Origin of the sequence: Chlorogloea sp. CCALA 695 (assembly GCF_003003885.1) — a bacterium.
Taxonomy (GTDB): Bacteria; Cyanobacteriota; Cyanobacteriia; order Cyanobacteriales; family Chroococcidiopsidaceae; genus Aliterella.
The window spans coordinates 136305-160156 of record NZ_PVWN01000003.1; the positions used below are offsets into that span (position 1 = coordinate 136305).

At 41.3% G+C, this 23852-nt stretch carries 23 protein-coding genes and 1 pseudogene; 16 read left to right on the forward strand and 8 right to left on the reverse strand.

Annotation, left to right across the window (positions count from 1 at the left end; genetic code table 11):
• The first annotated feature begins 322 nt into the window (after positions 1 to 322).
• Both lysS and C7B70_RS03110 read left to right on the forward strand, forming a co-directional pair.
• Entirely contained in the window at positions 323 to 2053 is a 1731-nt protein-coding gene (lysS, locus tag C7B70_RS03105; protein WP_106367607.1) for a lysine--tRNA ligase, read from the forward strand.
• A gap of 11 nt (positions 2054 to 2064) precedes the next feature.
• Positions 2065 to 2502, forward strand: coding sequence for a GNAT family N-acetyltransferase (locus tag C7B70_RS03110; protein ID WP_106367608.1), 438 nt, complete (start codon positions 2065 to 2067; stop codon positions 2500 to 2502).
• A gap of 69 nt (positions 2503 to 2571) precedes the next feature.
• On the opposite strand, the gene C7B70_RS25850 is transcribed toward C7B70_RS03110, so the two are convergent.
• Entirely contained in the window at positions 2572 to 2811 is a 240-nt protein-coding gene (locus tag C7B70_RS25850; RefSeq protein ID WP_146134006.1) for a hypothetical protein, read from the reverse strand.
• Here C7B70_RS25850 and C7B70_RS03115 point away from each other — a divergent pair.
• The 6 genes from C7B70_RS03115 to C7B70_RS03140 all read left to right on the forward strand — a co-directional run bounded on the left by C7B70_RS03115 (position 2791) and on the right by C7B70_RS03140 (position 6146).
• Complete coding sequence (locus C7B70_RS03115) at positions 2791 to 3015, forward strand: hypothetical protein (RefSeq protein ID WP_106367609.1); 225 nt, start codon at positions 2791 to 2793, stop codon at positions 3013 to 3015. The genes C7B70_RS25850 and C7B70_RS03115 overlap by 21 nt on opposite strands.
• Before the next feature lie 2 nt (positions 3016 to 3017).
• Positions 3018 to 3239 (forward strand): hypothetical protein, encoded by a 222-nt coding sequence (locus C7B70_RS03120; protein WP_106367610.1) that lies wholly within the window; start codon positions 3018 to 3020, stop codon positions 3237 to 3239.
• A gap of 271 nt (positions 3240 to 3510) precedes the next feature.
• Positions 3511 to 4137 carry a Uma2 family endonuclease gene (locus C7B70_RS03125; protein WP_106367611.1) on the forward strand — a complete coding sequence of 209 codons (627 nt, stop codon included), beginning with the start codon at positions 3511 to 3513 and terminating at the stop codon, positions 4135 to 4137.
• A gap of 222 nt (positions 4138 to 4359) precedes the next feature.
• Positions 4360 to 4572, forward strand: a complete 213-nt coding sequence (locus tag C7B70_RS03130; RefSeq protein WP_106367612.1) for a hypothetical protein — start codon at positions 4360 to 4362, stop codon at positions 4570 to 4572.
• Positions 4573 to 4824: 252 nt separating this feature from the next.
• Positions 4825 to 5580 (forward strand): COP23 domain-containing protein, encoded by a 756-nt coding sequence (locus C7B70_RS03135; RefSeq protein ID WP_106367613.1) that lies wholly within the window; start codon positions 4825 to 4827, stop codon positions 5578 to 5580.
• A 68-nt stretch (positions 5581 to 5648) separates the two neighbouring features.
• Positions 5649 to 6146, forward strand: coding sequence for a DUF427 domain-containing protein (locus C7B70_RS03140; protein WP_106367614.1), 498 nt, complete (start codon positions 5649 to 5651; stop codon positions 6144 to 6146).
• Positions 6147 to 6225: 79 nt separating this feature from the next.
• On the opposite strand, the gene gltX is transcribed toward C7B70_RS03140, so the two are convergent.
• The gene (gene gltX, locus C7B70_RS03145; RefSeq protein ID WP_106367615.1) at positions 6226 to 7668 is read right to left on the reverse strand and encodes a glutamate--tRNA ligase; all 1443 of its coding nucleotides are present in this window, start codon (positions 7666 to 7668) and stop codon (positions 6226 to 6228) included.
• A 148-nt stretch (positions 7669 to 7816) separates the two neighbouring features.
• Between gltX and C7B70_RS03150 the strand changes: the two genes are divergently transcribed.
• From C7B70_RS03150 to hemH, 3 genes are all read left to right on the forward strand, one after another.
• Entirely contained in the window at positions 7817 to 8812 is a 996-nt protein-coding gene (locus tag C7B70_RS03150) for a glycosyltransferase (RefSeq protein WP_106367616.1), read from the forward strand.
• Between the two features lie 11 nt (positions 8813 to 8823).
• On the forward strand, positions 8824 to 10035 hold the full coding sequence (gene corA / locus C7B70_RS03155) for a magnesium/cobalt transporter CorA (RefSeq protein WP_106367653.1): 1212 nt from the start codon (positions 8824 to 8826) through the stop codon (positions 10033 to 10035).
• Between the two features lie 125 nt (positions 10036 to 10160).
• Positions 10161 to 11324 carry a ferrochelatase gene (gene hemH, locus C7B70_RS03160; RefSeq protein WP_106367617.1) on the forward strand — a complete coding sequence of 388 codons (1164 nt, stop codon included), beginning with the start codon at positions 10161 to 10163 and terminating at the stop codon, positions 11322 to 11324.
• 5 nt (positions 11325 to 11329) lie between these two features.
• On the opposite strand, the gene C7B70_RS03165 is transcribed toward hemH, so the two are convergent.
• Both C7B70_RS03165 and purB read right to left on the reverse strand, forming a co-directional pair.
• Entirely contained in the window at positions 11330 to 11881 is a 552-nt protein-coding gene (locus C7B70_RS03165; protein WP_106367618.1) for a DUF4126 domain-containing protein, read from the reverse strand.
• A gap of 68 nt (positions 11882 to 11949) precedes the next feature.
• Positions 11950 to 13245, reverse strand: coding sequence for an adenylosuccinate lyase (purB, locus tag C7B70_RS03170; RefSeq protein WP_106367619.1), 1296 nt, complete (start codon positions 13243 to 13245; stop codon positions 11950 to 11952).
• A 136-nt stretch (positions 13246 to 13381) separates the two neighbouring features.
• Here purB and C7B70_RS03175 point away from each other — a divergent pair, with 136 nt between their 5' ends.
• Positions 13382 to 13630, forward strand: a complete 249-nt coding sequence (locus tag C7B70_RS03175) for a helix-turn-helix domain-containing protein (protein ID WP_106367620.1) — start codon at positions 13382 to 13384, stop codon at positions 13628 to 13630.
• A 144-nt stretch (positions 13631 to 13774) separates the two neighbouring features.
• Complete coding sequence (locus tag C7B70_RS26790) at positions 13775 to 14155, forward strand: hypothetical protein (RefSeq protein WP_233220809.1); 381 nt, start codon at positions 13775 to 13777, stop codon at positions 14153 to 14155.
• On the opposite strand, the gene C7B70_RS03190 is transcribed toward C7B70_RS26790, so the two are convergent.
• Both C7B70_RS03190 and C7B70_RS03195 read right to left on the reverse strand, forming a co-directional pair.
• Positions 14121 to 15302: a DNA cytosine methyltransferase gene (locus C7B70_RS03190; protein WP_106367623.1), complete on the reverse strand. Its 1182-nt coding sequence runs from the start codon at positions 15300 to 15302 to the stop codon at positions 14121 to 14123. The two genes, C7B70_RS26790 and C7B70_RS03190, sit on opposite strands and share 35 nt — an antisense overlap.
• 175 nt (positions 15303 to 15477) lie before the next feature.
• Entirely contained in the window at positions 15478 to 16974 is a 1497-nt protein-coding gene (locus C7B70_RS03195; protein WP_233220810.1) for a YifB family Mg chelatase-like AAA ATPase, read from the reverse strand.
• A gap of 225 nt (positions 16975 to 17199) precedes the next feature.
• Between C7B70_RS03195 and C7B70_RS03200 the strand changes: the two are divergent.
• The 3 genes and pseudogenes from C7B70_RS03200 to C7B70_RS03210 all read left to right on the forward strand — a co-directional run bounded on the left by C7B70_RS03200 (position 17200) and on the right by C7B70_RS03210 (position 20294).
• Positions 17200 to 18954 (forward strand): annotated as a pseudogene (locus C7B70_RS03200) (Mu transposase C-terminal domain-containing protein).
• Between the two features lie 3 nt (positions 18955 to 18957).
• Complete coding sequence (locus C7B70_RS03205) at positions 18958 to 19788, forward strand: TniB family NTP-binding protein (RefSeq protein WP_106367624.1); 831 nt, start codon at positions 18958 to 18960, stop codon at positions 19786 to 19788.
• Positions 19788 to 20294, forward strand: coding sequence for a TniQ family protein (locus C7B70_RS03210; protein ID WP_106367625.1), 507 nt, complete (start codon positions 19788 to 19790; stop codon positions 20292 to 20294). The genes C7B70_RS03205 and C7B70_RS03210 overlap by 1 nt, the downstream gene beginning before the upstream one ends.
• A gap of 20 nt (positions 20295 to 20314) precedes the next feature.
• Here C7B70_RS03210 and C7B70_RS03215 read toward each other — a convergent pair whose 3' ends face one another.
• Together C7B70_RS03215 and C7B70_RS03220 are read right to left on the reverse strand one after the other, a co-directional pair.
• Entirely contained in the window at positions 20315 to 22354 is a 2040-nt protein-coding gene (locus C7B70_RS03215; RefSeq protein WP_158260467.1) for a Z1 domain-containing protein, read from the reverse strand.
• Positions 22355 to 22395: 41 nt separating this feature from the next.
• Positions 22396 to 23778: a DNA cytosine methyltransferase gene (locus C7B70_RS03220; RefSeq protein ID WP_106367627.1), complete on the reverse strand. Its 1383-nt coding sequence runs from the start codon at positions 23776 to 23778 to the stop codon at positions 22396 to 22398.
• Between the last annotated feature and the right edge of the window lie 74 nt (positions 23779 to 23852).

Genomic DNA, 23852 nt, shown 5'->3' on the forward strand with positions numbered 1-23852 from the left:
TATCTCATAAACGTAGTAGCAGTTACTAGCGCCGCCAGTTCCATTATGTACGAAAGACAAACTAGAGTTTGTAGAGAAAGATAATTTTCTCTTTGTGAGGACGCACCCTTTTACGGTCAAACGTATAACTTTTATGCAAAAATGGGCAAATTCATCAGAGTATCATAGAGCTACGTCAAGGAAATTATCAAAGCGTACTCTGCTGTTAATGTAAAATTAACTGCTACCGATGACCACGTAGACAAAAAAAATAACTTCAGAAATTATCAAGTCGTAGTCTGACTAATATCCTGTAAACAAACTAATTATCTAGATTTAACGTATGTCTTCCGACCAAACAACACCTCAAAGTAACTCAAATCTAGATGAACTTCGTGCTGCCAGAATAGAGAAAATAGCGCAACTCCAACAGGCGGGGATAAATCCTTATGCTTATAATTGGGAATCAACCCATCATGCGGCGCAACTCCAGGAAATGTATGCAGAGTTGGCAAGTGGTGAGGAAGTAGATGTTAATGTAGCGATCGCGGGTAGAATAATGGCGCGGCGAGTTTTTGGTAAGCTGGCTTTTTTTACCTTGCAAGATGAAACCGGGATTATTCAGCTATACCTAGACAAAAATCGCATCTCCGAAAGCATGGCAGATACTGATTCTGATGCTTTTAACCACCTCAAGCAACTAACCGATATCGGGGATATTATCGGCGTTAAAGGCACAATTAAGCGTACAGAAAAAGGGGAATTATCGGTTTATGTTCATCAATACACCATATTAACCAAGTCACTTTTACCATTACCCGATAAATGGCACGGATTAACTGATACAGAAAAGCGTTATCGCCAAAGGTATGTAGATTTAATTGTTAACCCCCAAGTGCGACAAACTTTTCGTCGTCGCGCTCAAATTACCGCCGCATTACGACGTTATTTAGACAATTTGGGCTTTATTGAAATTGAAACCCCCGTACTACAATCTGAAGCTGGGGGAGCGGATGCGCGTCCTTTCATCACCTATCACAACACTCTTGAGATGGAGTTGTATTTGCGGATTGCGACAGAGTTACATTTAAAGCGGCTAATTGTCGGTGGCTTTGAAAAAGTCTTTGAATTAGGGCGAATTTTCCGCAATGAAGGCGTTTCAACAAGGCATAATCCCGAATTTACAACCATTGAACTGTATCAAGCATACGCAGACTACTTTGATATGATGGCGCTAACAGAAAATGCGATCGCAAGTGTCACAGAAGAAGTATTAGGTACATTGCAAATCAACTACCAAGGTCAAGAAATTGACTTTAGCTTACCTTGGCGCAGAGTCACCATGCACCAAGTAGTACAAGATGCCACAGGTTTAGATTTTAGTTCTTTTTCTACCTTCGCAGAAGCAAAAGCCGCTACAGAAAAGGCAGGAATTACAGTTTCTCCCGAAGTAAATTCTATTGGACGCTTGCTAAACGAAGTCTTCGAGGAAAAGGTTGAGACAACATTAATTCAACCTACATTTATCACAGATTATCCCGTCGAAATTTCACCTTTAGCTAAACCCCATCGTTCGCAACCTGGCTTAGTAGAGCGTTTTGAGCTATTTATAGTAGGTAGAGAGACAGCTAATAGTTTTTCTGAGCTTACCGACCCCATCGATCAACGTCAACGCTTAGAAGCCCAAGCAGCACGTAAAGCCGAGGGAGACTTAGAAGCACAGGGAGTAGACGAAGACTTTTTGACCGCCTTAGAGTACGGAATGCCGCCTACTGGGGGTTTAGGGATTGGAATCGATCGCTTAGTAATGGTATTAACAGATTGTGCCAGTATTCGAGATGCGATCGCATTTCCGTTATTGAAAAGTTCTAGCAGCTTTGTTAAAGAGCATAATTACGACGTTGCAACTCAAATATTAACTATAAAGTTCAACAATGGCAGCATCTACAAGTATCAAGATGTTCCGGTGAGTATTGCTCAAGGATTAGAAACTGCAACATCCGCAGGACAATACTTTAACGAAAGTATTAAGGAGAAATATGCTTTTGACCAGGTGCGTTTAAGTAGTAGTTAGGGAGTGTAAAGATGTTAGCAATTCGACTTTACACTGATACCGATCTTGATAACGTAGTAGCCCTTTGGTATCGGAGTTGGACACACGCTTTTCCTGAACTTAACCACCCTCAGCCTTTCGAGCAATGGAAATCCCGGTTCCAAAATGACTACGCGAAGCAAGGTGGTGTTTGGATTGCAACGGATCAAGGTCAAATTGTTGGTTTTGTCGTTGTGAGCAATGATGTAATTGCCCAGATATTTGTAGAGGTGGAAATGCAGAATCGTGGGATTGGAACGGGCTTGCTAAATCATGCAAAGAGCCTGTATCCAAATGGATTAAGCTTAACAACCCTTAAGCGAAATGACCAGGCACAGCAATTTTATGAAAAACATGGGTTTGTAGCTGGAACAGCCGGAGTCAATCTAGTCAATGGACAACCTAGTATCAACTATGATTGGAAGCCCTAAAGTGTGGCAGCAGAATAATTAGCTCTGAGCGGAATGCTTCACGAGCCTCGTACATTTGGTTATATTGCTCTAGTATGTTGAATTTTTGACTAGCGGTTGAGTACAAAGTGCGATAGCGCAAGCGCGCCCGTTACCGGGCTTCGCATCTCCAAAAATAATAGCTAAGACTTCGCTGTATAACAAATACAGTAGTTGATTGTAGGCGATCGCATTTCTTGCAAAGATACTCAAAACTACAGGTAAAATTAGGAAGTTGTAGGAAATTGCAGTGCTTGCTGCTACTAAGTTATGACTGAATTGCTTCGACAAGCGATTTCTCTTATTGAGAAACTTCCAGCCGAACAACAAAATGCGATCGCAACTCAGCTTCTGGCAGATTTGCAAGACGACCAAAAATGGGAACCTCGTTTTGCAGCGACGACCGACGATCAGTGGGATCGAATGGCGGCAATGGTTCGGCAAGAAATCGCCAGTGGCGAAACAGTGACCCTTGATACTGTTTTCCTTGCTTAAAAATGGAATCGAGTGTAACCAAAACATTTCGCAAACAACTTGCCTTACTTCCGGCATCGGTTCAAGAGCAAGCGGTTAAAGCCTATGGGATCTGGATTGAAGATCCCTATCACCCCAGTCTTCAATTTAAACGAGTCAGTCAAAGACAGCCGATCTATTCTGCCCGTGTCAGTCTTAACTATCGTGTTCTAGGTTTGTTGGAGTCTGATCGTATTTACTGGTAATGGATTGGCGCACATGATGAGTATGATGAGTTACTTCAACGGATGTAGACTAGCGTGGATTGTGAAGCGCGCAGGGCTTTGCACTTCCAAAAATAATAGCTAAGACTTTGCCGTACAGCAAGCTTAGTGGTTGATTACGTGCGATAGCGCAAGCGCGCACGCAGGGCTTCGCATTGCCAAAGATCCATGAATATCAAGGGCTTAATCCGTCACGCATCCATCACATATTCGATCTGGTAGACTGAAGGCATTGATTGGGCTAAGTTGACCTATGACTATTGCAATCGATCAACCAATACAACAGAAGCTACTCAGCTTTGACGATTTTCTCGCCCGTTATGGTGGCAATAACCGCTATGAACTGATTGATGGAGAGGTCTTTGACTTGGAGCCAACAGGACTACACGAAGAAATTGCAGCCTTCATCACTACAAAAATCTGTGTCCAGATAGACAAAACAAGCTTACCTTGGTTTGTCCTTCAACGGGGATTATTGCGCCCTTCTAACATGGGTATGACAGCGTTTAGACCTGATGTTGCAGTTGTCAATCGAGATGAACTGACCGAGGAACTGCTTTGGTTTGACCAGTCGATCCTGACGCTGGGTAGTTCGATAAAATTTGTGGCGGAAGTTGTAAGTAGCAATTGGCAAAATGATTATGCCCGTAAGGTCGAAGACTATGCGGCTCTGAGCATTTCTGAATATTGGATTGCAGATTATGCAGCTTTAGGTGGTACTCGACACATTGGGAAGCCCAAACAACCTACTCTCTCTGTCTGTACGTTAATGAATGGGGAGTATGAAATTCAGCAGTTTCGGGGCAATCAGACTATCGTTTCTCTAACCTTCCCAGATTTAAAGCTGACGGCTGAAAAGGTGTTGAGGGCTGGTAGGTAAAATCGACATAATTCGATACTCTGATGAATGTGCGAGCAATAAATATTAACAAGCGATCGCACTTCCAAAAATAATAGTCAAAACTTCGCGGTATAAAAATCAGTCCTTGATTACGTGCGAAGTCTTTTCTTGCAAAAATACTAGATAAATTGGGTGGGAGAGGCGATCGCGCTAAGTATCGTTAAAATAACCGTATAACTTTGCTTTTGCCAAACATTTATTATGGTTTCCCAGCAAATTGAAGCTCAATCTTCACACATCGAATTGAGAGTTGCAACTTTAGAAACAGAACTAGCACAAATGAAACAGATGCTTTCTGTAATTGTTGAGAAAAAAGATCCTTGGTGGCTAAAAGTTGCTGGTAGCTTTGAAAACGATCCTACCTTTGATGAAGCCATCCGCCTCGGACAAGAATGGCGTAAATCGGCGCAATAGCTCGTTGCCATGTATATTTTTGACTCAAAATATTGCCTTAGTTCCGGCTTTTTACTAGATTGGCAACCCAAATATCTATAATAGGCAATTTACGCGCTCAGTTTAGCAAAAGTAAGGGTGCACGCCGCGATTAAAGCAAAAGTCAAAAAACTTTTAGTCAAACAGAAACACGTTGACGAAAAAAACGTCATAGATTAGGAATGGTTGCAAAACTAAAAAAAAGAGTCGTTTAACGAAATCAACAGGGGTTTTATGTCACCAAACAAGTTTAAGTTTCCAGTAAAAAGTTTGAGTTTAGTTGTCGGCGCGGCTTTGATGCTCGGACAAAATAGCCTAATAGCTAATGCTCAAACCCCCGCCGATGTAGTGGTCGATACTGGCTCCAACGGTGGCTCTAATAGCGGCTCTAATAGCGGCACAAACCCTATTTACGATCGCAATACTCGTTTTGCTTGCGAGTCTACTAGCGGTCAATACACCGTGATGTACTTCCCCGAAAGCCAACCCAATCAATCTTTTGCTTGGGCAACTCCTTCAGCTTTAGGCGGTGGGTGGAGTCCTCAAAAACGTTGCAACGAAATTGCTAGAAGATTAGAGCAGTATAGACCAGACGGCTTAATTGAACTAACTACCAGTGTCGAAAATGGCTACAATACCGTTTGCGTAACTACCGAGCAAGTTCCCACTTGTCGGATTGTTTTAACTGTACCCCCCGGACAAGATCCTTTAACTACCCGCGATCGCGTTTTTGAAAATTTGACTGTAGCCGATAGCGGACAGCAAACTCAAGGAGTTTATACCTACTCCGCCGGACGAGGAAACTCTCAAGTAGACCAACTAATAAATAGAGGGAGAGCGATTTTAGGCGGCTCAAATAATAGCCAACAGAGTAATGCTATCAATCTGCGACCATTTTTAGATCGCGCTGATGGCGGAACGGGTGCAATGCTAAATAACGGCGTACCAGCAAAAACCCAACGCCAGCTAAAACCTGGTAGTTTCCGTTAGTCCGCTATTTAATTTGCCAGAGTAAGTTAAATTTGAGTAGAAATTAACTTACTCTGGCTCAACTAAAAATGTTTAATCGACAACGTATTGAACCCCAGCCTGGTCAAGAATCCGTATGGGATTACCCACGCCCCCCGCGCTTAGAAGATACAAATAAGCACATTCAAATTATATTTAACGATATTGCGATCGCCGATACCCATCAGGCAAAGCGGGTACTCGAAACAAGTCATCCACCTGTTTATTACATTCCGCCCTGCGATATATTAATCGAGCATTTAGTATTAATGCCTCATTCTAGTTGGTGCGAGTGGAAAGGTAGAGCCGCCTACTACACCGTATTAGCTGGCGAAAAACAAGAACAAAATGCCGCTTGGTATTATCCAGCGCCTACAACAGAATTTGCAGACATCAAAGATTATGTAGCTTTTTATCCGCACTTAATGGATGCTTGCTATGTTGACGGCGAGAAAGTGCAGCCCCAACCCGGCGATTTTTACGGTGGTTGGGTTACAAGCGATATTATCGGCCCATTCAAGGGCGGAGCCGGAACTTGGGGTTGGTAGTTCAAGCTTTTTTAAACGCCCTTTGCCAAATAACATAGAAACAGAAATAGAGCAGGCGATCGCTCAAAATCACAAACCATTACTTTAATTCCATCGCCTGTTGCAACCTTGACTTGTCTTGTCCAAGCTGATGCAGAATTAACCAAGATTGCATTAAATCTGGCCCGTGCATAGCTTTTGTTAAGGCGGCTCTCAAACTCCGCATTACTAAGCCTTTTTTGACATTTTTCTCTTTGACAACTTGTTTAATAATTTCTTGGATGGCTGCTTCATCAAATTCTGAGGTGTTATTCAAAGCATCAAGGATACCTTGTAAAACGTTACTGGCTCCCTCTTGCTGCAAGGCACTAGCCGCTTCCGAGCTATATTCCAGCGATTTAAGAAAAAATAGCTTAGTCATGTCTACAGCATCGGGGAGGCGAGTTAGACTAGCACCAATTAAACTTGTAACTTGTTCAAGCCAAGGGCGATCGCCTGTTGGATCAAATTCGTACCCAGCTTTTTGCCAGTAAGGAATCAACAAGTCTGTCAGCTTGCTTACAGGCATACTATGCAAGTATTGACTATTGAGCCAATCTAGTTTGTCCCAGTCAAATTTTGCCCCAGCTTTATTAACTCGCTCAAACCCAAATTGCTGCGCGGCGGTTGCTAGATCAAATATTTCTTGAGTCGAATCTGGAGGCGACCAACCGAGCAATGTCATGTAGTTTACCAATGCTTCGGGGACAAAGCCCATTTCTTTGAAGTCAAAAATTGAAGTGACACCATCGCGCTTAGACAGCTTTTTGCCTTCTATGTTCAAAATCAAAGGTGTGTGAGCAAATTGGGGAATTGTTGCATCCATTGCTTCGTACAACAATATTTGTTTAGCCGTATTAGCAATATGATCCTCTCCCCGAATCACATGACTAATTTGCATATCAATGTCATCAATAACCACTGCAAAGTTGTACAAAGCTTGCCCAATCTCATTTTCGGCAGCACGAGCAATCACCATATCGCCCCCCAAATCGCTACCGCGCCAACTCATTTGTCCGCGTACCATGTCATTCCAAACAATTTCGCGATTGTCTTCTATTTTGAAACGTATTACCGGGTGACGACCTTGGGCGACAAAAGCCGCTTGTTGCTCGGTAGTTAAGTTACGATGGCGATTGTCATAGCGGGGTGCTTCGTTTCTAGCTTTTTGCTGTTCCCGCATTTCTCCTAATTCTGCTTCACTGGTATAGCAGTAGTAAGCCAATCCTTTATCTAGTAGGGTTTTAACCCCTTCTTTGTACATTTCTAAGCGCTTTGACTGGTAAAAAGGCCCTTCATCCCAAGTTAGTCCTAGCCATTGCAAGCCATCAAATATATTTTGGGTATATTCATCACGTGATCGCTCGACATCTGTATCTTCAATTCGCAAAATAAACGTACCGCCCTGATTACGGGCGTATAACCAATTAAATACAGCAGTTCTCGCCGTGCCAATGTGTAGGTTTCCGGTAGGACTTGGAGCAATGCGGACGCGAACAGTCATAGATTAAGGTTAAATCAACAAATATAATTTTGTTCTATTCTAAACCGGAACGGTAAGAACTAATTAGTAACTCTCCAATGGCGATCTGTTCTCATATTTCGCTACTATTAACGCCTAGAAAGGCAATTTTGTGTAGAGGAATGAAGTAATGAGGACACTATACTTTTTAGTCCCTGGTTTGGGTGCTAAATTTGCCTGTGGTGGTTTGTGGGCGGAGTTAAAAACCTTTAACCTGGCTAAACAAGTTTGTAACTCCGAAGTTGTGACTTATCGTCAACGAGAAAAAGATACTTTATTTATTGATGAAGTCCTGCAAAATAAAGACTTAGACCAGGGAATTTTTGTAATTAGTTGGGGCTTTGATATTGCTAAACTTGTTGCCAAGTTAAAGTCGTACAATGTCGTCTATCATGCCCACAGCGCAGGTTATAAGTTTAATTTGCCTGCAAATATGCCGATTATTACTGTTAGCCGCAATACTATGGGTTATTGGGGGCAAAAGTCACCAAACTCGCTGATTTATTACTTACCTAATCAAATTAGTGCAGAATTTAGCAATTTTTCCCTCGAACGCGATATTGATGTTTTGGTGCAAAAACGCAAGTCTTCGGAGTATTTGATGCAACAATTAATACCAACGTTGCAAAAAAAGTGTAATGTCTATGTAGTTGATTCCTACGTGGAAGATTTGGCAAAGTTATTTAATCGCGCCAAAGTTTATCTTTACGATTCTGCCGAATATTGGGCATTGCAAGGAGTTAGCGAAGGCTTCGGACTGCAACCATTGGAAGCAATGGCGTGTGGATGTCAGGTTTTTTCGAGTATTAATCATGGATTGTCTGATTATTTAGATCCGGGTTTTAATTGCTACAAAATTGCTGGGTACTCCCAACACTACGATGTGCAACGTATATTAAAAGTAATAGAAAGTCCTTTAGAATTTAATTTGCCAGAATATATCTTAAATGAGTATCGAGTAGAAAATATTACTCAACGGCTACAAGTAATTCTCCAAGATATCAATAACTTTTTTGACGGCAAAAATTCTTACAGCGCTGATATTAAAAGCTTGACAAGAATTCAAACTACTAAGTTATTTGCCCAAAGTACACTCAATAAGCTGAAAAAAAGGTTATCTAAGTAAATATGGGCAATATGACAAAAATCCGTTCGCGCCTTGCTAATACTCTCAAAAAACCTCGTAAAGATTATTTTAACGAGCAACCCGGTAGTATACCTGGAACTTTAAATATTGCTGCCGATGCGTCACCATCACAAATTGAGTTAATCGATTACGAAGAGATAAACTATATTCACGAGCAAATAGCTTTGCCAGAAGACTTGATTCCGTACCTTGACAGTGAATCGGTTTCGTGGGTAGATGTCCAAGGTTTGGGTAGTGAAGATATTTTGCAAAGGATTGGAACAATATTCGCTCTGCATCCACTGGTTTTGGAAGATATTGTTAATGTACCTCAACGCCCAAAAGTAGAAGATTACGACGATCAATTGGTGATTATTACTCAAATGGTATTGCCTTTAACTAATACTGCTGGCTTTCATCAAGAACAAGTAAGCTTTGTTTTGGGAAAACATTATTTACTGACAGTGCAAGAAGAAGCACAGTACGATTGCTTTAACCAAGTGCGATCGCGCATTTGCAAGGATAAGGGTATACTCCGTAAGCATGGACCCGATTACTTAGCTTATACACTCATTGATGCGATCATCGATGGTTTTTTCCCAGTATTAGAAGCTTATGGCGAGCTAATTGAGGAATTAGAAGAAGAAGTAGTAGCAAATCCTACCCGAAAGACTCTAGAAAAAATTTATCGCCTCCGCCGAGAATTATTATCGTTGCGTCGGGCAATCTGGCCACAGCGAGACGCTATTAATGCTTTAATTCGAGATGATAGCGACCTAATTAGCGACCATGTGCGCGTTTATCTGCGCGACTGTTATGATCACGCAGTTCAAGTTATGGATATGGTAGAAACCTACCGCGAGTTGACTTCAGGCTTGATGGATGTGTATTTATCTGCCGTTGGTAATAAAATGAACGAAATTATGAAGCTGCTAACAGTAATTTCCTCAATATTTATTCCCTTAACTTTTATTGCCGGAATTTATGGCATGAATTTCAATACCGAAAAATCGCCCTGGAATATGCCAGAATTAAATTGGTACTTGGGTTATCCAGGTTGTCTAGCCTTAATGGCAATAATTGGTGGTGGTATGGTGGTTTTCTTCTGGCGGCGTGGCTGGTTTGAGAATTTTTCGACAATTCAAGACGACTACAACACTAACAACGCAGCACAGGAATTAATGCAAAATCACCCCAATCGTTCTAAAAAAATCCGGCGTTAAAACTAAACTTAGCAGCAATTAGGCTCTAAACTCGGAAAATAGTTGTACCTGTCGAAGGTGATGATTTTAGAGATATATTGTTAAAATTGGTAACAAAGATGAAAAGTTAGGGCATTGTAACTGTTATGGGTCGTATTGGGGTATTGCTACTTAATCTTGGTGGGCCAGATCAACTAGAAGATGTGGGCCCCTTTCTGTTTAACTTATTTGCTGACCCGGAGATTATTCGCCTCCCCTTTACGTGGTTACAAAAACCCTTAGCTTGGTTTATTTCCACTCGGCGCACAACTACATCTCAAGCCAATTACAGGCAAATTGGCGGCGGTTCTCCTTTGCGACGGATTACTGAAGAACAAGCGCAAGCTCTCAAGCACCGATTAAATGAATTGGGAAACGAGGCTTATACTTATGTAGGAATGCGTTATTGGCATCCTTTTACCGAAGAAGCGATCGCCCGGATTAAACGCGACCAAATTGATAAATTAGTTATCTTACCTTTATATCCTCAATTTTCTATTAGTACCAGTGGTTCTAGCTTTCGCTTATTAGAAAGAATTTGGCGAGAAGATCCAAAACTTGCCCAGATTGAATACACAGTTATTCCTTCTTGGTACAAGCAACCTAACTATCTTCAAGCGATGGCTGATTTGATTGCTGGAGAGTTAGAAAAGTTTTCTGACCCTGACAATGCGCATATATTCTTCAGCGCTCACGGTGTTCCTCGCAGCTACGTTGAGGAAGCTGGCGATCCTTATCAGCAAGAAATTGAAGAATGTACAAGCTTAATTATGCAGACTTTGAGGCGACCGAATCCTCATACTTTAGCTTACCAAAGCAGAGTTGGCCCTGTAGAATGGCTCCAGCCTTATACGGAAGATGCTCTTAATGAATTAGGCGCAAAAGGTGTAAAAGATTTGGTTGTAGTACCGATTAGCTTTGTCTCCGAACACATTGAGACGCTACAAGAAATTGATATTGAGTACCGCGAAGTAGCAGAAAAAGCCGGGATTCACAACTTCCGGCGCGTCCCGGCTTTAAATACGCACCCTTTATTTATTCAATCTTTGGCAGATTTGGTGATAGAAGCGGTTAATAGTCCCGATTTGAAGTTGTCTCAAGTCAAACAAATTAAGAAAAATCTAAAAATGTATCCTCAAGAGCGTTGGCAATTGGGGATGACAACATCGGCGGAAGTTTGGAACGGTCGGATTGCGATGCTGGGCTTTATTGCATTAGTTTTCGAGTTAATAACTGGTCGCGGACTGCTGCATTTTGTGGGAATTTTGTAGATAAATTAATTCGCGCGATCGCCCGATTTGTTTTTGCTGTACCATTTGGCTGAAGATTGATAACTCCGAATCGCCCACCACAATAAACTTAGGGCGATAATCCCGCCCAATTGAGGTAGTTTAACTGCTAAGAATGTTAACAAAATAGCTACTATGTCTTGAGCAAAGACAAACCCTACTTTTAGCCTCGGTTGTCGATAAAACCAAGCAGTCTGAACGCTTTGGAGTACAAAGGCAAACAAACCGCCCACTATCCCAGTTAGCCAAATTGGCAAGGCGATCGCATTAGAAGTTGCAGCAATTGCTCCAGCAATTGGGCTACTTACTAGCATAATAAATTGCAGCAAACGTTGACCAAGCAAGTGTTTTGAAATCAATAGTTCAAGCAAAGACAATGTGCAAAGAACAGCTAACCTAATTGATGGATTGATAGCAGCTATAAATGGGATCGCGGACCACAAAGCCTCGCCCCGCAACAGTTCGAGGCTAAGTAAAGGTAAGGCAATTCTGATTCCCACCGCCGCCGAAGCAGAAAGCGCCGTTAAAATTTCAACCATAGAGAAATAAAGTCAGCGCTCTCGACTCAGTTAATATTTAGACGAGATTTTAGATGTTTGGTTTCTTTCTAAATACTTAGTCTTTGATAAATTTCGTCTAAGTGCTTTAGATGATGCTTAGGATCGAAACAACTTTTAATTTCTGCCTCTGATAGAACATCCATTACACGAGAATCTTTGCTAATTAAGTCTTGAAAGTTCCCTTGGGGTTGATTCCAAGCTTGATGAGCGCAAGATTGTACCACTGTATAAGCATCCTCTCGACTCATACCTTTGTCCACCAAAGTTAGCAATACCCGTTGACTGAACACTACACCCCCGTAACAATTCATATTACGTTCCATGTTTTCAGGATAAACCAACAAATTTTTAATTAAATCTGTAGCCTCACGAATCATAAAATGCGTCAAAATGCAAGTGTCTGGGAAAATGACTCTTTCTACCGCACTATGAGAAATATCTCGCTCGTGCCATAAAGCGACGTTTTCTAAGGCTGCAACCGCATTACCGCGCAAAATTCGTGCCAGTCCCGTCAAGCGCTCCGAACGGATGGGGTTGCGCTTATGAGGCATAGCTGAGGAGCCTTTTTGACCTTTAGCAAAAAATTCTTCAACTTCTAAAACATCAGTTCGTTGCAGGTTACGAATTTCTACAGCAAATCGTTCTAGAGAAGATCCCAGTAATGCTAATTGTTGCACGTAGTCGGCATGGCGATCGCGCGAAATTACCTGAGTAGAAGCAGTATCTGGCTGTAAACCTAACTTTTGACAAGCGATCGCTTCAATTTTTGGTTCAACATTAGCATAAGTTCCTACCGCCCCAGAAATTTTACCGACGGCGATATTTTGACGCAGATTAACTAAACGCTCTTGACTTCGCAATACTTCCGCCAACCAGCCAGCTAGTTTAAAGCCAAAGGTAATTGGTTCTGCGTGAATTCCATGCGACCTCCCAATCATGATCGTATAACGATGTTGTTTAGCTTGCCCTCTAATTGCTGCAATTAATTCTTCCAGTTCTATTAGCAACAAGTCTAAACTAGCTACTAATTGCAACGCCAAAGCCGTATCTAAAATATCGGAACTCGTCAAACCCAAGTGTATGTAACGTCCCGCATCGCCTACATATTCGTTGACATTAGTTAAAAAGGCAATCATATCGTGGCGGACTTCAGTTTCAATTTCTAAGACGCGCTTGGGGTCAAAATTTGCCTTTTCCTTAATTTCCTCTACGGCTTGGCTAGGAATATAACCTAACTCCGCCTGAGCTTCACAAACAGCTATTTCTACTTGCAACCAAGTTTTAAGTTTGTAGGTTTCTGTCCAAAGTTCGCCCATTTGGGGCAATGTATAACGCTCAATCACTCGTCCGCCACAGAATACAACTGTTGTATTTTACAGCTTTACTCAACCTACTGCTGTTTCCGTGGCAGTTTCTTCTAGTTTGCTATGTGACACATCGTCCGTAGACTGATAGTCATTAAACTTTCACAATCAGCAGATGAATGGAGCAAAAAAAAAGATTCTTGCTGCCTTGGGTCAACTTGTTAAGCAGCGCCGAGTAGCATTGAAAATTTCTCAAGAAGAACTAGGGCTACGCGCTAACTTAGATCGAACATACATTTCTGGAGTAGAACGAGGCTTACGCAACCCTTCTTTAACGGCTCTTACCAGCCTTGCTAGTGGATTAGGTATTACTGTTGCAAATCTTCTGGACAATTTAGAGATAGAAGTGGAAAAGATAAAGTGAGTAAGGGAACTTTAGCAGAAACGATTAAATCGCAACTAAAAGCAGACTCAAGCCAATATAAAGTCTTTAATCTTCTATCCGATCAAAAATGGCATTGTCGGCAATGTGAGGGAAAACAAATAGCTTCAGGTCAGTATGCTGGTGGTGGCGGAATCCAAGGTTTACAACGCGGGGGAACAAAGCGCCGATCATCGGTTTCCAATGGAGCGATGGAGAGAAAGTGAACCACCACACCTTAGTTCTATGAGTGAGAATGAAATAAAAAAAAAGTTTCAGTTATTGAAAAAAGATGCGTCTGGCAATCATAATCTTTTAAAATCAAGAAGTTGCGAACGCTGCATTAAAACAGACAATAGAGGTACGCCCTTTAACATCAAGTTTTGGTACGAAGGCGGCGAAAAATGGTCTTCGAGCCACAAAAAAGGTGCGGAAGCTGAAGCGGGTTGTGTAGGATGTGGTTGGTATGATTTTGCCGCTTGGCGCAACGCTCTTAATCAAAAACTATCTTCTCCTCACAATGATTGACAACAACTTGAGTTGAAGATGCGATCGCATTCAAATTAGGTATGAGCGCATAACCTATACACTCGGCTAGCCGGGGAGGTACAGCATTACCAATTTGCCACATTGCCTTTTTCATTGAACCCGCAAAAATAAAACTATCGGGAAATGTTTGAAATCGAGCCATTTCACGGGCAGAAATTACGCGGTTAAGGTACGGATGGATGTGAGTACCGCCGTGATTTTCCTTAATAGTCATGCTAGGTTTGCCTGGATACTGGCGTTTAAAAGCATCAACATAGGTTTCGTACAATGAACCGCCTGGAGGAACTTTTGCCAGTCGTTCCATGTATTCTTGTGAATGTCGAGTCCACTGATGGTTTATTTCAGGAATAGGAGTATAGGCTGGAAGATCAAAAATAGCTGACTCAATAGGTTTGTAGTTTTCCATCGCTAATTGAGCTTTCGGGTATGGGTTGCTTTTTCCAAATCTGTTAGCAATAAAAATTGCTCTGGGGCGAATTTGTGGTAATCCATAATCCGCAGATTCAAGAATGGCAATAGAAATATGGGGATAACCAATGGCTGCAAAAGCGTCACAAATGGCTTTTTTGACAGCGCCATTTTTAATAGTCAAAATCCCCGGTACATTTTCCATGACAACATACCAAGGTCGAATTTCTGCAACAATGCGGATAAATTCTTGAAATAAACGATTGCGATTGTCCTCTGGATTGCGTTTTCCGGCAACAGAGAAACCTTGACACGGCGGGCCTCCTACCACAAGATGGACTTCAGTAGAAAGAAGATCGCCCTGCCAATTTTTGGGATTGAAGGTTTCTATGTCACCACAAAAATGATGGCATTCTTGAAAGTTTCTTGTATAAGTTTCTGAAGCAACTGGGTTAACTTCTACACTCGCTACTGGTTTAAATCCTGCTGTTAGTAAGCCTTGGGTCATGCCTCCTGCACCACAGAAAAGATCGACAAATGTATAGTTAATCATTGGATTAACAGGCGATGCAACGTCTACAAATATTTTGGATGTGTCGTAGTTATTTGCATCTAATTCGCGTTTAATGCGTTCGTAACGACCCAACTTTGCTTTCTTTTGCTTCTTAATGATGTCTTCTTTGATTTTAGAAAACAAAGATAGCTGTATGTTTTGCATTGATGTTGTAATAGATATGCTTTATTGTGACACATCGTCTACATGACCTCAAGAAAGTATTGAAAGGCTAGTTTGTCAGGTCTTGATCTAGATGTCGGAATTGTTAACAATTAGCGATCGCTAATTGTTAACAGTAACTTGAAAGGGTTAAAAAACTGTTTTTGAAAACTCACACTTATTGCATTCGGTCGATAGTTCGGTACTGCACAGCCTCCGCAACGTGGCTTGTAAGTAAATTTTCTTCCCCGGCTAAGTCGGCAATAGTTCTTGCTACTTTAAGGATGCGATCGCTTGCTCTAGCTGATAGACCGAGTTTACGAATCGCTACTTCTAATAAATTGCGGCTAGAATCATCAAGCTGACACCACTGCTGTAAATGGCGGCTTTGCATCGCGGCATTGCAAAGTAGGTTTTTTTCTGCCTTAAAACGATTGTAAGCCATGTCGCGGGCTTGCTTGACGCGGATACGGACAGGTTCGGAGGCTTCTCCCCTAGGTTGAGCGGTAATTTCTTCAGGCTTTAATCGATTAACCGCAACTTGCAAATCGATTCTGTCCATCAACGGCCCAGAAAGTTTTGCCCAATATTGTTCTCTTTGCCTAGGTGAACAACTGCAAGCTTGAATAGTGTCGCCAAAATAGCCGCAGGGACAAGGGTTTGTGCTGGCAATTAAAGTAAACTGTGCTGGAAACATCACCGATTGGCGAGTACGTGACACTGTTACATAGCCGTCTTCTAAAGGCTGGCGGAGAAATTCTAATACATCGCGCTTAAATTCTGTAAGCTCATCCAAAAAAAGTATACCCCGGTGGGCTAAAGATATCTCTCCAGGACGCGGAAAACTACCGCCGCCAACTAGCGCTGGGCCAGAGGCGGAATGGTGCGGACTGCGAAAGGGGCGATCGCGTACCAACAATCCACGATTTTTTAATAACCCAGCGACAGAATGAACTTGAGTAACTTCTAAAGACTCCTCAAAACTCAAAGGTGGCAAAATGCCCGGTAAACGCCTAGCAAGCATAGTTTTTCCACTCCCCGGCGGCCCCACAAAAATTAAATTATGCCCTCCCGCCGCCGCTATCTCTAAGGCTCTACGAGCATGAACTTGTCCTTTGACATCTTTTAAATCTGCACTATTTACTAGCGACGTTACTAAGATTGTTTCATCTAGCTTTACTGGCTCATAACGCTCTGGTTGATTTAAAAAAGTTGCTACTTCTGCTAAATATTTGAAACCATATACATTTAATCCGGCAACTACCGCCGCTTCTTGGGCATTGTCAAAAGGTACAACTAAGCTAGTAATCCCTAGTTTTTTTGCCGCCGCCGCAATAGGTAAAACTCCCGCCACCGATCGCAATGTCCCATCAAGGGAAACTTCGCCTAAAAATAAATGATCTCCCAATAACTGAGCGCTCACCTGCTCGGAAGCTGCCATAATGCCTACACTAATTGGTAAGTCAAAGCTCGGCCCCTCTTTGCGTAAGTCCGCCGGAGTTAAGTTAATAATGATTTTTCGCAGAGGAAAAGCATAACCAGCATTTTTCAGCGCGGCTTTTACCCTTTCGCGGGATTCTTGGACGGCGGTATCGGGCAAACCTACAAGCACTATTGCTGGTAAACCGCCTGATACATCAACTGTACAGTGACTAATTGTTTGTCGTTGGGACAAATTGTTGTCATCTGATAAAGCCTTATACAGCAGACATTGTAGCTATTTAATATCATATGGTCAATTCATTAGTAGTGACATAATAAATGTCATTTTCTATGATCTTGACAAGTTAACTGTCGCTTTAAGAATTGGGGAAAAGTTTTGTATATTTTCATAATGACAAATTGACTGTCGCTTTTCAAACAGTTAAGATAACATTATGTGTTTATAAAGTTTGCTTTTATGAGCAGAGAGGAAAGTTTTGATTTGACTGTTCATACCCTAGAAATCCCTGGGAAAGACATACCAATAGCAGATAACACACCCTCTGAAACTAATGTAATTGTGACAAATCTCTCGGAGGAAGCTCAACTTAAGCTAGAAGTCTTAAAAAGTTTGATCGAACTGTGCGATCGCACTACCTATGGGCAGAAGTTGCAGGAGGCGGCTGGAAAACTAGGTGTATCGGTGCGAACTGTGCAAAGGCTAGTCAAAAAGTGGGAGCAGGATGGCGTAGCTGGACTCACTCAAACTGGCAGGGCTGATAAAGGAAAACATCGAATTGGTGAGTTTTGGGAAACCTTCATCCTCAAAACCTATCGGGAGGGTAATTAGGGTAGTAAACGCATGACCCCCAAACAAGTTGCTCTTAGAGTCCAGGCTAAAGCCCATGCGCTAGAGGACGTTAAGCCGCCTAATTACAAAACTGTATTACGAGTATTAGCACCCATCTTAGAAAAACAAGAAAAAACTAAGAGTATCCGCAGCCCTGGTTGGAGAGGGACAACACTTTCAGTTAAAACTCGTGAAGGAAAAGATTTATCCGTTGATTACAGCAACCATGTTTGGCAATGCGACCACACCCGTGTAGATGTATTACTGGTAGATCAACATGGTGAACTCCTAAGCCGTCCTTGGTTAACAACAGTAATCGATACTTATTCACGCTGCATTATGGGTATTAATTTAGGCTTTGATGCACCTAGCTCTGAGATTGTGGCATTAGGATTGCGTCATGCTATTTTGCCCAAATTGTACGGTGCAGAATACAAGTTACATTGCGAGTGGGGAACCGATGGTAAGCCAGAACATTTTTACACTGATGGCGGTAAAGATTTTCGCTCTAACCACTTGAGTCAGATTGCAACGCAATTAGGTTTTGTTTGTCATTTACGCGATCGCCCTTCTGAAGGTGGAGTAGTCGAACGTCCCTTCAAAACATTAAATGACCAGCTATTTTCAACACTTCCTGGCTATACAGGTTCTAATGTACAAGAACGCCCAAAGGATGCAGAGAAGGATGCAAGACTAACTCTGAGAGAACTGGAACAGCTACTTGTGGGTTACATAGTGAATCGTTACAACCAAAGTATTGATGCTCGTATGGGCGATCAAACTAGATTTGGGCGTTGGGAAGCAGGATTGCCTACAGTGCCAGTATCAATATCAGAACGAGAGTTGGATATCTGTTTAATGAGGCAGTCACGGCGTACTGTGCAAAGAGGTGGTTACTTGCAGTTTCAGAACTTGATGTATCGAGGGGAATATCTGGAAGGTTATGCAGGGGAAACTGTGAACTTAAGGTTTAACCCTAGAGATATTACAACGATTCTGATTTATCGTCAAGAGAAAAATCAGGAAGTATTTCTCACTCGCGCTCATACTCAAGGTTTGGAGACAGAGAAACTGTCATTAGATGAGGCTGAGGTAGCAAGCCGCAGACTTCGCGCCGCAGGTAAAACTATCAGTAATCAATCATTATTGCAAGAAGTTCTTGAACGTGATGCTTTTGTGACCAGTAAGAAAAGCCGTAAGGATCGGCAAAAGTTGGAGCAAGCTGTTTTACGACCTACTCCGATCAATGAAAGTAAAACAGAGTTTTTGTCTTTTCAAATAGTTGAACCGGATGATTTGGAGTCAACGGCTGAAATTAAATTCACTTGCGAAGAACTTGAGGTGTGGGACTATGACCAACTTCGTGAAGAATATGGGTTTTAGACAATGATAGAAGCTCAAGACTTCGCCAATCAATTGGGTGGAGTGAAACCAGATGATGAGTGGTTACAAATTGAAATTACTCGTCTCAAGGGAAAGAGTATTGTTCCATTACATCAAGTAAAAACTCTCCACGATTGGCTAGATGGAAAGCGCAAATCCAGACAATCCTGTCGAGTAGTTGGGGAATCAAGAACTGGCAAGACTGTTGCCTGTGATGCCTATAGGTATAGACAAAAACCACAGCAAGAAGTTGGTAGACCCCCGATCGTACCTGTTGTTTATATTCAGCCTCCACAAAAATGTGGCTCTAAGGATTTATTTAAGGAGATGATTGAGTACCTTAAGTTTCGTGCAACCAACGGGACTGTTTCAGATTTTCGTGGTAGAGCGATGGAGGTACTCAAGGGGTGTGGGGTAGAAATGTTGATTATTGATGAAGCAGATCGTCTTAAGCCTGAAACGTTTGCTGAGGTGCGAGATATTTATGACAAGTTAGGCATTGCTGTAGTATTAGTAGGAACAGACCGCTTGGAGGCAGTGATCAAGCGGGATGAACAAGTTTATAACCGTTTTCGGGCTTGCCATCGCTTTGGTAAGTTATCGGGGAAAGAATTCCAAGATACAGTGCAAGCTTGGGAAGAGAGGGTTTTAAAGCTGCCTTTATCTTCTAATTTAACTAGCAAGGATATGTTACGAATTCTCACATCGGCAACTGGAGGTTACATTGGTCGGCTAGATGAAATTCTCAGGGACGCAGCGATTCGGTCGTTATCCAAGGGGTTTAAAAAGATTGATAAGGCTGTTTTACAGGCAGTTGCTCAGGAGTATAAGTAATGACAGCACCAGATATTAAACCTTGGCTTTTCATTGTAGAACCATATCTAGGGGAAAGCCTAAGCCATTTTTTAGGTCGATTTAGACGTGCTAACCATTTGTCCCCTGCTGGGCTGGGTAATTTAGCAGAAATTGGTGCTGTAGTGGCACGTTGGGAAAGATTTCATTTTAACCCTCGCCCTAGTCAGCAAGAATTGAGTGCGATCGCATCTGTTGTAGAAGTGGATGCCAAGACGTTAGCCGAGATGCTGCCACCTGCTGGGGTGGGTATGCAGCATGAACCCGTTAGGTTATGTGGTGGTTGTTATGCAGAAATACCTTGTCACCGGATTGCGTGGCAGTTTAAGGAGACGGGGAAATGCGATCGCCACAATTTGCGTTTACTGTCTAAGTGTCCCAAGTGCGAGGCTAGATTCAAAATTCCAGCTTTATGGGAGGATGGATGCTGCAATCGCTGTCGGTTGCCGTTTGGTAATATGGTAAGTTGTCAAAAGTTAGCGCTCTAAGCTAATTAAAGAAAGCCAGTTCAACTGTCATTCAGAGAAAAGGCATAGTTACCATCTGGAAATCTGATAACTGGAACCCAGAAAGGTACTCCATCCCAACCACCTTGAGCATCAACGTTACCTCTTAATCTAGTCATCAACAAAGTAGGATAATTGGGGTCAACACCATAAGGTATGTTCCCTGCATCACCAGGCATAACGCTACCAAGTTGGGTATAGTTCCTACTAGCGCTTTTCTTTAAATTTGAGTCTCTGTTAATAATTAATAATATACCTGTGTTTTGATATCTGGGATTATCTCGCAGAGTAAAAACAGCTTGCCTGATCAAATCATCATTCCAAGCACCACTTGATTCAGGCGTTGCATAGTGAAACTTAAGAATCTCTAACATCTCATCAATTGTTGCGTTATATGGCTGTTTCAGACTAGGATACTTAGCTATAGACAGAAGATTATCAAGTTCCTGAGTTTGGTTACTCAAAGTATTAGGTTCAGATATTGGTAGGGATGGAAAATACTGCTTTCCTCCTTGATAAGTTACCAAATTAACCGTATTTTCATTTAATACATTACGGCGAGTCGGTTTTATTCCTTTCGCTACCAAAGGAATCACCTGAATAGGTAAATTAGTTGCCTGACACTGCTCTCTAACTAAATTATCACTGACATGAATATCTACAAATCTTTGAGCTAAATGAACTGGTAAATAAATACGAGTTGCTGGTAGTTCATTTTGACGGTATCCATACATTCTTGCGTGCTGTAAAACTGTATCCATCTGAGGTTGTTGAGCATCTCTACCATAGTAAGTAACTAGAAGATCCTTGACAGTCACACCCCGCCCTATCTTTGTACCACCTATGTAAAGGGTATGTTTTCTTGCTGGAGTAGGTTTAATTCCTTCACCACTATCAGAGTTAATTTCTATAATTTCTGTAGAGGTTATTCGTCTTGCTGTTTCTACTAAAACATCATGAAATGGTGGAACATTTACAAAAGTTTGTTGTAAATCATCGTAAGCATTTTGTAATTGTGTTCTGAGCGCAGAAGATACACCTATTATTGGGTCATTAGGATTTTGTCTAAGCTGGTTCATCAATTCCTGCTTAAATTTATCAACTAATTCTGCTGCTAAATGATGCTGTTCCTGTCTAAAGCTAGTATGCAGCAGATATGTATAGTTTTTTCGATTTTCCTGTATCCTTAAAATTGCTGCCCCTAGAAAAAATACCAACATTGACTGTATCACAGTATCAGGAATACGATTGCTAGTCTGCAACCTACCAAGCTCAATGTCAGGTACTAAGCGAATATGATTTGAATTACTAAAGTTACTGTCACCAAAAAAATAGTTACCACCAACGTAACCTGTACCAGGTATAGTAACAACTACAAAATTTGGTCTAAAAGCACTTTGACTATCTTGTAATAATAATGATTGAGGAGTAGCGGTAGTTTGCAAGTATGTATGAGAATTAAGATAAGTTCTTAAATCAACAATTGCTCGATTTACTGCGCTTGTAGGTTTGTTTAGATCATTAATATTAGTATCTAAACTAGCTTGATCTGCCTCATCGTCAATAATGATAACTGATTGAGCTTGCCAGTTTGATATCCGAACAATATTTAAAGCACCTCGCAAATGGGTTGGATGTTTAGGACAAACTAAAGCTAGTAGTAAACCAGGAGTAGCTCTTGAATTTTGTTTAATTTCTGTCTTACCAAAAACTTGAAAACTATCTAATGCTCCTTTGATTCTTTCAAGCGTCTGCTCATAGATATCATTTAGATTTGATGTCATAACTACGAAATTATTAAAGCCGTTATCTGCGGCTAATGCCATCGTTGTCAGAATAACGGATGTTTTCCCGCTTTGGATATGTCCATAAATTAATCCTTTCACAGAACCAATTTTTGCAGGCTCTAAACATCTTTCTAATACTTCAATTGCCGTCTTAAGTATTAACTCAAAATCAGCATATGAAATATTTTCTTCATCATGTAGATACTCTTTGAGATTACTAATATTATCTCCTTCTAAAGTATTTATCTGTGCCATATTATACCTCATTAAGTTATTAGAAATTTAGTAAATAAAAGCTATAGCTTTAGTATGTATCGCGCTATCGCTAGTGTTAAAAGAAAACTAACAGTATTAGCTAACTGCTGTTGCTTGTGCGCTAAACCCAGACCTTTAGAATTATCAGTAGTGCCACAAAAAGTAAACCAATCAGGAAGAGACTGTAGACGACTGGCTTCCCGTAATGATAATCCTCTATTTTGCTCTGGATGAATTATCATGCTTTTACGATAATTACCAATTGTGATTGAAGGTTCATCCCATCTTAACCGTCTGTAGATATTGCTATGGGTATTTTCTATGTCAGAATAATTAGTCATCATGTGTCGAATATTCTTCCAGTTTCCACCCGCCGGAATGTGTCTATACCTATCAATTACATAATCCGCCTGTTTTGAAACAATGTGACCTTCAATAGTATCTAGGCTTGCCATTTGGCGCATTTGTTGCAAAAACGGATTCGAGTTTAATTGTTCCTGTGTAGGTTCGTCGTACTCTTGAACAACTCGGCTTTCACCATTCTCAACCACAGGTAGACTGGCAATTGCTTCTTTGACTGTCACATAGTTGTATCTACCTATTGCTCCATGTGTAGGTAAGGGAAATGCGCCCCATTCACCAAAACTATCAACTTTATAACCTAAACTTTGGTGCAATGCCAATAAAAAAAATCTATTCCGGTGTTGTGGAACTCCATACCAAGCAGCATCTAAAACTGCGGGGAAAAGAATATACCCAGCATCCGCAAATTTTCTGGCAATATAATCAACTACCGTTAATTTGTGCTTATTTTTGCCTTTGTTAGAACGAGGTGTCCATAAAATACCCTGTACATTTTCCAAAAGAATTGCTTTCGGTGCTAGTTCTAAGGAACATTCGATAAAGTATTCAACGAGTTGATTATAAGTATTCTTAGCATTCCAATTACTTCGATTGGATTGTGAAAAACCTTGGCAAGGTGTTCCACCAATAACAAGATCGACACCATCTGCTCTTTTAACGCTTTCATATACCAGTTGGCAATCGTGTTTTTTGGTTAAATCGATAGGGATAAAGTTGTTAGGAATACTGTCTTGGATGCTTTTAGTTGAGTGATTATAAAAATGTTTATAATTAGTTTCGAGACTTCTTAAATATATCGGATTAATTTCGGCAGATTTTATAATTCTGAAGCATTTTTTTTTGTCCCCAGCCATCAGAAATCCAACCCCCATTCCGCCTGCTCCAGCAAAAAGCTCAACTACACGTACATCATTTCTGGAGGCTGTGAGCGCACCATGTAGAGCAATATCTTGCTTTACTGGAGACAAAGAGCTATTAAGTTCCTGATCTTGTTCTTTAGATAATTTAATATTAGCTCTATAACGAACCCTCGACCCTGGATTGCAAGCTGGCTTGATCATAAAATATTTTTTTTAAGCAAGGAATTGAATTATAAGACAGTTTGCATCTGGGCTAAATACCCACGTACAAGTTG

What these genes read in the sequence shown, in the direction of transcription:
- lysS (WP_106367607.1), top strand. Translation starts at nt 323, where the DNA reads ATGTCTTCCGACCAAACAACACCTCAAAGTAACTCAAATCTAGATGAA.
- C7B70_RS03110 (WP_106367608.1), top strand. Translation starts at nt 2,065, where the DNA reads ATGTTAGCAATTCGACTTTACACTGATACCGATCTTGATAACGTAGTA.
- C7B70_RS03115 (WP_106367609.1), top strand. Translation starts at nt 2,791, where the DNA reads ATGACTGAATTGCTTCGACAAGCGATTTCTCTTATTGAGAAACTTCCA.
- C7B70_RS03120 (WP_106367610.1), top strand. Translation starts at nt 3,018, where the DNA reads ATGGAATCGAGTGTAACCAAAACATTTCGCAAACAACTTGCCTTACTT.
- C7B70_RS03125 (WP_106367611.1), top strand. Translation starts at nt 3,511, where the DNA reads ATGACTATTGCAATCGATCAACCAATACAACAGAAGCTACTCAGCTTT.
- C7B70_RS03130 (WP_106367612.1), top strand. Translation starts at nt 4,360, where the DNA reads ATGGTTTCCCAGCAAATTGAAGCTCAATCTTCACACATCGAATTGAGA.
- C7B70_RS03135 (WP_106367613.1), top strand. Translation starts at nt 4,825, where the DNA reads ATGTCACCAAACAAGTTTAAGTTTCCAGTAAAAAGTTTGAGTTTAGTT.
- C7B70_RS03140 (WP_106367614.1), top strand. Translation starts at nt 5,649, where the DNA reads ATGTTTAATCGACAACGTATTGAACCCCAGCCTGGTCAAGAATCCGTA.
- gltX (WP_106367615.1), bottom strand. Translation starts at nt 7,668, where the DNA reads ATGACTGTTCGCGTCCGCATTGCTCCAAGTCCTACCGGAAACCTACAC.
- C7B70_RS03150 (WP_106367616.1), top strand. Translation starts at nt 7,817, where the DNA reads ATGAGGACACTATACTTTTTAGTCCCTGGTTTGGGTGCTAAATTTGCC.
- corA (WP_106367653.1), top strand. Translation starts at nt 8,824, where the DNA reads ATGACAAAAATCCGTTCGCGCCTTGCTAATACTCTCAAAAAACCTCGT.
- hemH (WP_106367617.1), top strand. Translation starts at nt 10,161, where the DNA reads ATGGGTCGTATTGGGGTATTGCTACTTAATCTTGGTGGGCCAGATCAA.
- C7B70_RS03165 (WP_106367618.1), bottom strand. Translation starts at nt 11,881, where the DNA reads ATGGTTGAAATTTTAACGGCGCTTTCTGCTTCGGCGGCGGTGGGAATC.
- C7B70_RS03175 (WP_106367620.1), top strand. Translation starts at nt 13,382, where the DNA reads ATGAATGGAGCAAAAAAAAAGATTCTTGCTGCCTTGGGTCAACTTGTT.
- C7B70_RS03190 (WP_106367623.1), bottom strand. Translation starts at nt 15,302, where the DNA reads ATGCAAAACATACAGCTATCTTTGTTTTCTAAAATCAAAGAAGACATC.
- C7B70_RS03205 (WP_106367624.1), top strand. Translation starts at nt 18,958, where the DNA reads ATGATAGAAGCTCAAGACTTCGCCAATCAATTGGGTGGAGTGAAACCA.
- C7B70_RS03210 (WP_106367625.1), top strand. Translation starts at nt 19,788, where the DNA reads ATGACAGCACCAGATATTAAACCTTGGCTTTTCATTGTAGAACCATAT.
- C7B70_RS03215 (WP_158260467.1), bottom strand. Translation starts at nt 22,354, where the DNA reads ATGGCACAGATAAATACTTTAGAAGGAGATAATATTAGTAATCTCAAA.
- C7B70_RS03220 (WP_106367627.1), bottom strand. Translation starts at nt 23,778, where the DNA reads ATGATCAAGCCAGCTTGCAATCCAGGGTCGAGGGTTCGTTATAGAGCT.